The following is a 10,376-nucleotide window of genomic DNA, read 5'->3' on the forward strand; positions in this document are numbered from 1 at the left end:
GCCGGTGCAGTTGCACCGGCCAAAAGGCATTGGAAAACTTGACTATTCAGGGCATTACCAGTTTTTGCCGAGACGGGCATCCACACTGAAAGCCCCTGCTCCGGCCGCCGCCAGCGCCAGGAAACCACCGGCCACTGAGACGTTCTTCATAAACATCAGCATCTGCATCTGTTCTGCAGGCTGATAATGGAAAATAAAGGCAGCCATCAGGGTGAAACCGGCCAGCAGCACGGAGAGGCTGCGGGTAAAGAGACCGAGCACGACGGCAAGGCCACCACCCAGCTCAAGCAGGATCACCAGCGGCAACATAAAGCCCGGCACGCCCATCGCTTCCATATAGCCCTGAGTACCGGCATAGCCGCCGATCTTGCTCCAGCCCGCCATTACGAACATCAGCGCCAGCAGTACACGACCCGCCAGCAGCGCTACATCTTTCATCTTGTCCATTTCATATTCCTCGTTTGTGTCACATCACCGCTGACTGCTTCAGGGTAGGTCAAATAACAGAGCTTGGCTGGCACTGGTCGCAACCAGCTCCCACCGGTATTCATCACGACTGAGTACCCCGTCGCCGGGTCGGGCAGCCAGACCGTTGGCGGTCAGCTCCCCTGAAATCATCTGCAGGTAACCGTGTCGGCCAGCCAGTGCCCATTCGAGCGTCTCGCCCGGGGCCAGTTCCAGCCGCCATACGCGGGCCTGTTGGCGGATCCGCAGCGATCCCGCCTCGCCATCCGGTGACGCCACCAGCGTCATGCCCGGTCTGGACTCGATCTTCTTCTGCTGATATCCGGGTGGCGTGCCGAACTCGTTCGGCTCGATCCAGATCTGCAACAGGGAGAGAGGATCCGTCTGCGAGGGGTTGTACTCGCTGTGGCGGATCCCGCTGCCTGCGCTCATCAGCTGGAAATCCCCTGCCGGGATCTGCTCGGCATGGCCGAGGCTGTCCTTGTGCTCTATGGTGCCTTGCAGCACGCAGGTGAGGATCTCCATATTGGCGTGAGGGTGGGTGGCGAATCCGCCACCCGGCGCAACCAGATCCTGATTGATCACCCGCAGTACCGAGTGCCCCATCCACTCCGGGTCATAGTAGTGACCGAAGGAGAAACTGTGGCGCGCGTCCAGCCAGCCAAAGTTGGCCTTGCCCCGCGCTTCTGCGGCTCTCAATTGCATCATGGTCTGCTCCTCACCTACCGGGACGGTTGATTAACGCTGTTTGCCGCTACCGATGCCGAACGGAATGCGATACTCGCTGCTCTCGCCAGCCAGGCTGACGGTCAGGTTGCCCTGAGTACGGCTCGGGATCCGCACCTGCTGGGTGCCAGTCAGGTTGGCGTGGACTGATGCCAGCAGATCGCCAGACTCGTCACGTACTTCCAGCATCGGATTGGCTTTGCCATCCACTGCGGCAGTGGCGTTCCAGTTCACAAACAGCACGCCGGGCATGGCGTTGAAGTCAGCCGGTACGGAAGCTTGGGCGAAACCTGTGGTCATCAGGCCTGCAACGGCCAGCATCTTGATTACGTTTTTCATGTTCATTCACTCTCTTGTTTTATATGTCATTGCCAAGGCCTTTTCGGCCAGAATCAATGCATCCATGCAAGAGGTTATTCAAATAGTGTGTTGTTCTTTCACCGACATCAGACAGACCGATTTGGTGTGTCACAGTGCGGAACTACCCGCATATTTGGCCGCTCGATGCTCCTGCCTAAGCGTTGATTGAATATTAAAGTGACATGACCTAACTTGTTAGCGAGATAAACTGGCAAACATATTCAAAAAAATTGAAGGTAAGGAATGGCCAAGGAATCGAACAAGGAGCGGGCGCTGACCCTGGAGGCAATCCGGGTGCTGGACGCCATCGACCGCCGCGGCAGCTTTGCGGCGGCGGCCGACGAGCTGGGCAAGGTGCCCTCGGCATTGAGCTATACGGTGCAGAAGCTGGAAGATGAACTGGATGCCATGCTGTTTGACCGCAGCGGCCACCGCACCAAGTTCACCCCGGCCGGACGCATGCTGCTGGAGCGCGGCCGGGTGCTGCTGGAGGCAGCCGAGCATCTGGTAGGCGAGACCCGGGCGCTGGCCCGTGGCTGGGAGACCGACATCACAGTCGCCGTCGATGCGCTGGTCCCGGTGCAGGCCCTCTACCCCTTGGTGGAGAAGCTGGCCGAGCAGACCGATACCCGACTGCGGCTGCGGGCCGAGGTGCTGGCGGGTAGCTGGGAGTGTCTGGAAGATGGTCGCGCCGACCTGCTTATCTCCTCCATCAATCCGGACATCATGATGACCGGCATCAAGCATCAGGTGATCAAGGACGAGGTGATGCTTTACGTCGCCCATCCCGATCATCCGCTACATCAGGAGCCCGAACCCTTGGCCGACGAGACCCTGCGTCGCTACCGCGCCATCGCCGTCGCCGATACCGCCCTGCGCAAGCCGGTGCTCACCTACCGCCTGCTGGACAAGCAGCCGCGCCTCACCGTCAGCACCATGACGGAGAAACGGGATGCCCTGCTGGCAGGGATCGGCGTCGGCACCATGCCACAGAGCTGGATTGAGGAGGACATCCGGGCCGGTCGGCTCAAGGTGATCAGCCCCGAGTACCGCCATCAGCTGCAGGTGGTGCTGGCCTGGCGCCGCGATACCATGGGCAAGGCCAAAAGCTGGCTGGTGCGGGAGATACCAAAACTGTTTGCAGCTGGTGAAAAATGAGACACAGTTAACAGACCGCTCAATAGCTGCCTCACTTGACACCCAGCTCTTTTATTGGTTCCATAGCCGCCTCATTTGAACCAATGGAATCTGTAAAAAATGAAAAAGAGTTTGCTGGTAGCCCTCACCACCCTGCCCCTGTTTGCCAATGCTGGCCTGATGGACTCGCTGACCGACAGCGTCACCAGCAGCGTCAAGGATGCAGCTAATACCGCCGTATCCGGTGCAGTGGACAGCGCATCCAACGAAGCCATCAAGAAGGCACTGGATATCAAGGAAGGCGGCTCCAACAAGCAGGCTATTAAAGAGAAGCTGGGTGCTCCTGCCACCACCAAGACCGAATCCGGTCTGGAAGTGTGGACTTATGATCTGGATGCCCTGAAGAAGGCCTCTCCGCTGCTGGCAGAAACCACCAAAACCCTGCTGAAAGATACCGACGCAGCCAAGAAGAACGTCGTTATCAAGTTCGAAGGTGATACCGTCAAGAAAGTAGACCTGACCGACAAGGCTCAGGGCTAAGTTCGCTCGTCCGGTGGAGTGGGCTGAACACCCGCATCGGCACAGATAGCAAGAGGGGGAGCACTGGGCTCCCCTCTTTTATTGGCAATCACCAGCGTTCAACCAATCTGCTGCTCAACGCAGTAAACACAAAAAGGGTGGCCTCGGCCACCCTTGGGTTGATAACAGCTGGCGTTGTTACTGGTTCGCTTCGGCGAACTGCTTCATCGCTTCGGCGTGCTTGGTCATGCCGGCGGCACGCTCGTTGAGCTTCTTGATAAACTCCGCCTTCTTGGCCGGATCCTCAATGCGGTCATAACGTTGCTGCAGGTTGGCCTGGATCTGCTCCGGGGTCATGTTCTGCATGCGGGCCATCTTGTCGTGGCGACCACCGTGGTGTTTGCCACCCATCATGCCACCACCGTCCATCGGGCAATCCACCATGGCACCGGGCTGGCCGGTGGGGGCCGCTTCACTGGCAGCATAGGCACCCAGCGGCAGGCCAAGGATCAGGGTGGCGGTCAGCAGGGTTTTGGTCAGCTTTTTCATGGTCTATCTCCTGTAGGGATGATTCTGGTTCGGCGCTCTTGCCTTGCCCTCAAGTAAACACCCTGTCGGTGTCTGAACTTTGCCAGCATCGCCCTTTTTTGTAGCAGAGTGTGGCATCGTGCGGATCTGGCACACTTTGACACAAACCGCAGGGCGGATTTTCGTATACTCGTGCCAACGCCAAGCAGGGGAGGTATTCATGAACCAGGGCAACACCCACATTCTGGTGGTCGACGATCACAGCGAGATCCGCGATCTCTTGAAACGCTTTCTGGAACAGCACGGCCTGCGGGTCAGCTGCGCCCGGGATGGCAAGGAGATGAAGCGACTGCTGGAGGAGCGGGAGTTCGACCTGCTGGTGCTGGATCTGATGATGCCGGGTGAAGATGGTCTGACCCTCTGCCGCGAGCTGCGGGTCAAATCGAACCTGCCCATCATCATGCTGACTGCCATGGGGGAAGAGACCGACCGCATCATCGGATTGGAGATGGGGGCCGACGACTATCTGGCAAAGCCTTTCAATCCGCGCGAGCTGCTGGCGCGCATCAAGGCGGTGATGCGCCGCACCCAGGCGGATAACCAACCCGCCGCCGAAACCCTGACCCGGGATCTGCGCTTCGATCGCTGGCTGCTCGACGTCAATCGCCGGGAGCTGGTCGATGAGGATGGGGTGGGCCTGAGCCTCTCCACCGCCGAGTTCGATCTTCTCAAGGTGTTTCTGGAACGCCCGCAGCGGGTGCTGAGCCGGGATCAACTGCTGGACCTGGCCCGTGGCCGCGAGGCGGTGGCCTTTGATCGCGCCATCGATACTCTGGTGAGCCGGCTGCGCCGCAAGCTGGAGCGGGATCCCAAGAATCCGGAGCTGATCAAGACCATCTGGGGTGGTGGTTATATGTTTTCCGCCGACGTGACGCAGGTTTAAGCAGTGGGTACCTTGCGACGACTGTGGGCACGGATGTGGCCCAAGGGGCTGACCGGCCAGATCATTCTGGTGGCGCTGGCGGGGTTGATCCTGATCCAGCTGCTCAGTATCCAGATCTACCGCACGGATCGGGAGGAGGCGCTCGGCTTCGTCAACAGCCGCAACGCCATGCAGCGGATCATCTCTGTGGTGCGGCTGCTCTCCCTCTCCCCCCCGTCCCTCTATGACGAGATCCTCAAGGCGAGCCGCAGCGAGACCCTGCTGCTGCGCCTCTCCGACGAGCCGCTGCAACCGGATAACCGCAGCCCCCGCTTCGAGCAGCTGGTGCGCTCGCGCCTCAACTACCCCCCCGGCCTCACCGTCGAGATCAGTGCCGAACTGAAGGAGGATACCCAGCGCAGCAAGGCGTGGGAACATCATGCCCGCATGATGCGGGATCGCAAGGGGCCGCCCCCGCCGCGGGATATGCGGCTCTACGGCTCCATCGAACTGCCGCAGGGGGGCTGGCTGCAGTTCAGCTCGCTGGTCGACAAGGAGGCGGGTAGCTGGTCGTGGCAGACCACCCTCAATCTGATGCTGGTCGCCAGTCTGGTGATCGGACTGATGGTGCTGCTGTTTCGCCGTGCCACCCGCCCACTCAAGCAGCTGGCAGGCAATGCGGAGCGGCTCGGACGGGGCGAGGATATCGAGCCCTTGAAAGAGGAGGGGCCGACCGAGATCCGCGAATCGATTCAGGCCTTCAACCGGATGCACACCCGGCTCGACCGCTTCGTGCAGGACAGAACCCGGATGCTGGCGGCCATCTCCCACGATCTGCGTACCCCCATCACCAGCCTGCGGCTGCGCACCGAGTTTCTGGCCGATGGCGAGGACAAGGAGCGGATCCAGCAGACCCTGCAACAGATGGAGCAGATGCTGGCCGCGACCCTCAGCTTTGCCCGCGAGGAGGGGCAGCAGGAGGCCACTCGCGAGCTGGATCTGGTCAGCCTGCTGGTCAGCCTGTGCGATGACTATGCCGATACCGGCCAGCCGGTCACCTGTCTGGCGGAGGGCAAAGAGGTCTACGCCTGCCGGGCCAACACCCTGCGCCGGGTGCTGCAGAACCTGATCGGCAACGCCATCAAATATGCCGGCAGCGCCGAAGTGTCGCTGGAGCGGCGCAAGGAGGAGCTGTTGATCCGGGTCTGCGATAACGGGCCGGGGATCGATCCGGCGCGGCTGGAGGATGTGTTCAAGCCGTTCGTGCGGCTCGATGAAGCGCGCAACACCGAGTCCGGCAGTGTCGGGTTGGGCCTCTCCATTGCCCGCACCTTGGTCCATCAGCACGGCGGCGAGCTTACCCTGCTCAATCGGCCACAGGGGGGACTGGAGGCGCGGATCAGCCTGCCGCTGTAAGTAGTTACTCTATCCGCCAGCCTTGTCATGGCGCCATTTGCATCATGCAAACTTCATCATGTGAGCGCTTGTTCTTCGATCAGAAAGGCGGTGATAATCGATGACCACGGGACGGTATACGGCAACGGATTGGAGCAAGGATGGCCTCTTCCAGGACAGGAGTCATAGTCAGTATCGGGTGGGGGCTCCTGCTGCTCGCCCTTGCCCTGCCTGCATGGGCCAAAGCCCCGGAAGAGCCGATCATCATTACCAACTCCAAAGCCTGGCAGCCCTTCTCCTATATCAATGAGTCGGGCCAGCCGGATGGCCTGCTGATCGATTTGTGGCGTGAATATGCCCGGGTGACCGGCCAGAAGATCGAGTTCAAGCTGGTCGACTGGCAAGGCTCCCTCGACCTGCTCCATGAGGGGAAAGCGGATGTTCACGCCGGACTGCTCTGGTCACCGGAGCGGGACAAGCTGTTCGACTATGGCCGGCCTCTCGCCCAGCTCGACTCCCAGCTCTTCTTCTCGAGCGAACTGCGCGGCACCGATGTACATTACTACCTGCTCCATGAAACGGTCGGTGTGGTAGCCGGTGGCTACGAGGAGTATTATGCCAGACGCTACTTCCCCGGCACCAGGCTGCAGACCTTCGACGACAATGACACCCTGCTGGCGGCGGCCTTTCGGGGCGACATAAAGGCCTTTATCGCCGATCTGCAGGTCGCTAACTTCTACATCTATACCTCCGACGATCCCACTCGCTTTATTCCGGTTCGCCACCTATATACCGACCAGATCCGCTTTGCTGTGAAAAAGGGCGACCTTGCCCTGTTACACCGGTTGGAAGAGGGGTTCGCCAAGCTCAAAGAGAGCGATCGGGAGAGGATCATCCGCAAGTGGATGCATGTCGAAACCGTCTACCCCATCCATCTCGGTCCCTGGCTACTGCTGGCCGGGGCATTGATCATGGTGGCCTACATAGTGCAATTGCGCCGGGCCGTTGCCAGCCGTACCACCGAGTTAAGCCGAGCCAACGCCAGACTGGAGAAACAAGCCAGTACCGATCCCCTTACCGGCCTGCTCAACCGACGGGCATTCATGCCCGCCATGGAGCAACGGCTGGCAAGCGGGGAGCCCTGTGCTCTGCTGCTGTTCGATGTGGATCACTTCAAGGAGACCAATGACCGTTTTGGTCATGGCATCGGGGATCTGTTGCTGGAAAAGCTGGCCACGACTGTGACCAACCTGTTGCCCGAAGAGGCTCTGCTGGCTCGTATCGGCGGCGAAGAGTTTTGCCTGCTGCTGCCGCTGGCCACATTGGCAGAGACAGAGCAATGGGCCGAGCGTATCTGCCTGGAGATCAACCGGCAAACTCTGCACACCAGCAGCGGCGAGGTGACCCTCTCCATCAGCACCGGGGCAGTCTGGGTCGCCGCAGAGAGAGAGGCTGATGCCGACCAGCTACTGCGGCAGGCTGACGCCCTCATGTATCAGGCCAAGGGACTGGGACGCAATACCTGGCGAGCCGCCCCCTATCAAGCATAGCCCCTGACGGACACGCAATAAAAACGGCCGCCATCGGAAGATGACGGCCGCATGACAGGTTCCCTATCAGAAGTTGTAAGTCACGCCCAGGTTGTAGCGGCGACCATCCAGCACAGTGCCATAGCTGCTGTAATCCACCGTCTTGTCGAACAGGTTGTAGACCCCGGCGGTCAGATCCAGATGCTTGTTGGCCTTGTAGACCAGGCCCATGTCAAAGAAGGTGTAGGAAGGAGTCCCCTCCGCCATCTTGACCCGGCTCAGGTACTCGGAGGTCTCGCCACGGAAGTTGACCCGTGACCAGAGGCTGAGATCCTCGGTGGTTTGCCAGTCAACACTGCCGTTGAACATGTGACGGGGCATCTGGTTGAGGGCATGACCCGCCAGTGGACCACTCTTCTGCTCAGACTGGGTAAAGGTGTAGCTGGAGCTGACCGACCAATCCTCATTGATGGCCCAATCCATCATCCCCTCGACACCGCGCATGTTCGCCTTGTCGACGTTGACCCGATCACTGATGAAGTCATAGCTGTGACCATTGAGGGTACAGGCGGGATCACTTTTGCTGGTGCAACGACGCACTTCGGAGATCTTGTTCTTGAAGTCGGTGTTGAACAGGGTAACACCGGCGTTAAAGCCCTGATGGCCATTCCACAGCAGGCCGATCTCTTCACTCACGCTGGTCTCGGGTTTGAGATCAGGATTACCGACCAGCATGCCATCCAGGCTGCCACCACCGGTGACCTGGCCCCAGTTGGCCGCCGACATCCGCAAGTCAGGGGAGCGGTAACCGGTTGATACGCCCCCTTTCAGGGTCCAGCTGTCATCCAGATGCCAGACGCCGTAGAGGCGCGGGCTCCAGTGAGAGCCGTAGTTCTGGTCCCGATCCATGCGGGCGCCACCGGTCAGGGCAAAGCTGTCTGTGAGTGACCACTCATCCTCGACAAACATCGCCCAGCTCCAGCGAGTCAGCTGCTCGGCAGGGTTGGCCACTTTCAGGGTATTGCCCTGATCGTGCAGATCCTCATAGCGATACTGACCACCGACGCTCAGGTAGTGATCACCCAGAATAAACTGGGTATGGGTATCGGCGATGGTGTTGGTAAGCTCCATCTTGCGGCCGGGGTTGGTGTTGGTCTCCTGCTGCAGATAGCTGCTGGAAGAGCCGAAATCATACTGGCCATCATGGGTCAACGCATAGTTGGTGCGCTCGTAGCGGTTAAGGCTATCTTTCGCCTTGGCAGCCAGCGAATTGCCGGCCGTGCGATCCCGATCCTGCAGACTACGACTGGCTTCCAGATCGAAGCGGTTATGATCATCAGGCTTGAAGCTGAGCACGGCCGTGCCACTGCGAGTCTCCTGCTCGGCAAAACCCTGGGTAAATTTGTCTTCACCACGATGGGCAAGCTGACCGTTGAAACGCAGCCCCAACACGCCATCGATCAGTGAACCTGCGGTATAGGCATCGGTCTGGAAGCTGTTGCCAGCATCCTTGTTCTCCTGGAAGGTCGAATCAGCATGAACCGAGCCCTGCCAAGCCAGGCCGGTGGTCTTGCGGGTAATCACGTTAATCACGCCCCCCATGGCATCGGAACCATAACGGGATGACATGGGGCCACGGACGACCTCAATGCGCTCAATCGCCTGCAGTGGCGGCAGCCAGCCCTGCTCGATACCCGGACCATCGCTGTTCGGGCGAGTGCCACGGCTATCCACCTTCTTGCCATCAACGAGCATCAGGGTGTATTTCGACCCCATACCGCGAATGCTGATATCACTGCTGCTGCCACCGCCGGTCACCACAACACCGGGCACATCCTTCAGGGCATCGGTCACATCGCGATATGCCCGCTTTTCGAGCTGCTCACGGGTAATCACGGAGATGGAGGCGGCAGAATCTTCAATCTTCTGCTGGAAGCCGGAAGCGGTGACGACCATCACCTCTTGTTCGGCAGCATAGGCCTGGGTCGCAAGAAGGGAGCAGATCAACAAGGCAAGCTTGTTCGGTTTCACTGTTGTCATGTTTTAGCCTGAACGTTTTTAGTAGGAAGGTGGCGTATTCCCTTACTTCATTCGTTACAACGCCCTGGCATCCGGCCAGACGCAGTATTAGAAAAGGCTCATTTGAAAAGCACTTTATTAATCAGCCCGCATTGTAACGACCCCGCCCCGATCATTCAAACAATAATCATTATCATTTGATTCGTGTGGTATTCCTGCCGCAGAATCGCTAATTCTTGATAAGAGACTGTTTTAATGGAATAAATCCATAAGCAAAAAAGGGGATTACACAAACAAGTGGAAGCGATGACGTACCGTCGCAAGATGGGATGTGCTGCGATACAGAGGTGGAAACAGTAGCAAGAACGCCAACAGGGGAAGGTATTGTCATCGTGGTGGGATGTCGGCAGCTCACCAGCAGGCTAAAACATCAAAACCCGGTCGTGAGACTGGGCTTTGTGTTGGTTCTTGTGTACAAATCTGTGGGACTTATGGGCAAGATCGCACATAGCAAAAAGGCCTTCCCATCTGGGAAGGCCTTCAAATTAGTGGCGGAGCGGACGGGACTCGAACCCGCGCCCCCCGGCGTGACAGGCCGGTATTCTAACCGACTGAACTACCGCTCCGCATTCGGTTAGCTTGCGCTAAATTATTTGCCGCGTCAGTGAGGTGTCATCCTCGCAGCCAGTGACATGATTCTTCACATCGCTGTTTAATTGGGTGCCTGGCAGTGTCCTACTCTCGCATGGCGAATGCCACACTACCATCGGCGCTAC

General features: G+C 59.0%; 10 protein-coding genes and 1 tRNA gene. 5 read left to right on the forward strand and 6 right to left on the reverse strand.

Annotation, left to right across the window (positions count from 1 at the left end):
* Positions 1 to 54: 54 nt before the first annotated feature.
* Genes ACB042_RS19995 through ACB042_RS20005 form a run of 3 tightly spaced genes read right to left on the reverse strand, consistent with a single transcriptional unit; the run spans position 55 to position 1,536 of the window.
* Positions 55 to 447 carry a DoxX family protein gene (locus tag ACB042_RS19995; protein WP_005336513.1) on the reverse strand — a complete coding sequence of 131 codons (393 nt, stop codon included), beginning with the start codon at positions 445 to 447 and terminating at the stop codon, positions 55 to 57.
* A gap of 39 nt (positions 448 to 486) precedes the next feature.
* Positions 487 to 1,173: a pirin family protein gene (locus ACB042_RS20000; RefSeq protein WP_005336514.1), complete on the reverse strand. Its 687-nt coding sequence runs from the start codon at positions 1,171 to 1,173 to the stop codon at positions 487 to 489.
* 30 nt (positions 1,174 to 1,203) lie between these two features.
* Entirely contained in the window at positions 1,204 to 1,536 is a 333-nt protein-coding gene (locus ACB042_RS20005) for a hypothetical protein (RefSeq protein ID WP_346196804.1), read from the reverse strand.
* Between the two features lie 258 nt (positions 1,537 to 1,794).
* On the opposite strand from ACB042_RS20005, the gene ACB042_RS20010 reads away from it, so the two are divergent.
* Positions 1,795 to 2,709, forward strand: coding sequence for a LysR family transcriptional regulator (locus tag ACB042_RS20010; RefSeq protein ID WP_019446735.1), 915 nt, complete (start codon positions 1,795 to 1,797; stop codon positions 2,707 to 2,709).
* Positions 2,710 to 2,808: 99 nt separating this feature from the next.
* Positions 2,809 to 3,228, forward strand: a complete 420-nt coding sequence (locus ACB042_RS20015) for a hypothetical protein (RefSeq protein WP_101531509.1) — start codon at positions 2,809 to 2,811, stop codon at positions 3,226 to 3,228.
* A 177-nt stretch (positions 3,229 to 3,405) separates the two neighbouring features.
* On the opposite strand, the gene ACB042_RS20020 is transcribed toward ACB042_RS20015, so the two are convergent.
* Positions 3,406 to 3,756: a hypothetical protein gene (locus ACB042_RS20020; protein ID WP_005355311.1), complete on the reverse strand. Its 351-nt coding sequence runs from the start codon at positions 3,754 to 3,756 to the stop codon at positions 3,406 to 3,408.
* Between the two features lie 199 nt (positions 3,757 to 3,955).
* Between ACB042_RS20020 and ACB042_RS20025 the strand changes: the two genes are divergently transcribed.
* The 3 genes from ACB042_RS20025 (at position 3,956) to ACB042_RS20035 (ending at position 7,602) form a co-directional block, all read left to right on the forward strand.
* Positions 3,956 to 4,678, forward strand: a complete 723-nt coding sequence (locus ACB042_RS20025) for a response regulator (RefSeq protein WP_042052907.1) — start codon at positions 3,956 to 3,958, stop codon at positions 4,676 to 4,678.
* Between the two features lie 33 nt (positions 4,679 to 4,711).
* Positions 4,712 to 6,073, forward strand: coding sequence for an ATP-binding protein (locus tag ACB042_RS20030; RefSeq protein ID WP_021231762.1), 1,362 nt, complete (start codon positions 4,712 to 4,714; stop codon positions 6,071 to 6,073).
* 140 nt (positions 6,074 to 6,213) lie between these two features.
* Positions 6,214 to 7,602 carry a diguanylate cyclase domain-containing protein gene (locus ACB042_RS20035; protein WP_371178989.1) on the forward strand — a complete coding sequence of 463 codons (1,389 nt, stop codon included), beginning with the start codon at positions 6,214 to 6,216 and terminating at the stop codon, positions 7,600 to 7,602.
* A 66-nt stretch (positions 7,603 to 7,668) separates the two neighbouring features.
* Here the strand turns inward: ACB042_RS20035 and ACB042_RS20040 are convergent, their stop codons facing one another.
* Positions 7,669 to 9,621, reverse strand: a complete 1,953-nt coding sequence (locus tag ACB042_RS20040) for a ligand-gated channel protein (RefSeq protein WP_252656339.1) — start codon at positions 9,619 to 9,621, stop codon at positions 7,669 to 7,671.
* A 528-nt stretch (positions 9,622 to 10,149) separates the two neighbouring features.
* Positions 10,150 to 10,226, reverse strand: a tRNA-Asp gene (locus ACB042_RS20045).
* Positions 10,227 to 10,376: the final 150 nt, after the last annotated feature.

The organism is Aeromonas sp. S13(2024) (assembly GCF_041402405.1).
Taxonomy (GTDB): domain Bacteria; phylum Pseudomonadota; class Gammaproteobacteria; order Enterobacterales; family Aeromonadaceae; genus Aeromonas; species Aeromonas veronii.

Coding starts and splice junctions, on each gene's coding strand:
- ACB042_RS20015 (WP_101531509.1), top strand. CDS start 2,809: ATGAAAAAGAGTTTGCTGGTAGCCCTCACCACCCTGCCCCTGTTTGCC.
- ACB042_RS20025 (WP_042052907.1), top strand. CDS start 3,956: ATGAACCAGGGCAACACCCACATTCTGGTGGTCGACGATCACAGCGAG.
- ACB042_RS20005 (WP_346196804.1), bottom strand. CDS start 1,536: ATGAACATGAAAAACGTAATCAAGATGCTGGCCGTTGCAGGCCTGATG.
- ACB042_RS20030 (WP_021231762.1), top strand. CDS start 4,712: ATGTGGCCCAAGGGGCTGACCGGCCAGATCATTCTGGTGGCGCTGGCG.
- ACB042_RS20035 (WP_371178989.1), top strand. CDS start 6,214: ATGGCCTCTTCCAGGACAGGAGTCATAGTCAGTATCGGGTGGGGGCTC.
- ACB042_RS20010 (WP_019446735.1), top strand. CDS start 1,795: ATGGCCAAGGAATCGAACAAGGAGCGGGCGCTGACCCTGGAGGCAATC.
- ACB042_RS19995 (WP_005336513.1), bottom strand. CDS start 447: ATGGACAAGATGAAAGATGTAGCGCTGCTGGCGGGTCGTGTACTGCTG.
- ACB042_RS20020 (WP_005355311.1), bottom strand. CDS start 3,756: ATGAAAAAGCTGACCAAAACCCTGCTGACCGCCACCCTGATCCTTGGC.
- ACB042_RS20040 (WP_252656339.1), bottom strand. CDS start 9,621: ATGACAACAGTGAAACCGAACAAGCTTGCCTTGTTGATCTGCTCCCTT.
- ACB042_RS20000 (WP_005336514.1), bottom strand. CDS start 1,173: ATGATGCAATTGAGAGCCGCAGAAGCGCGGGGCAAGGCCAACTTTGGC.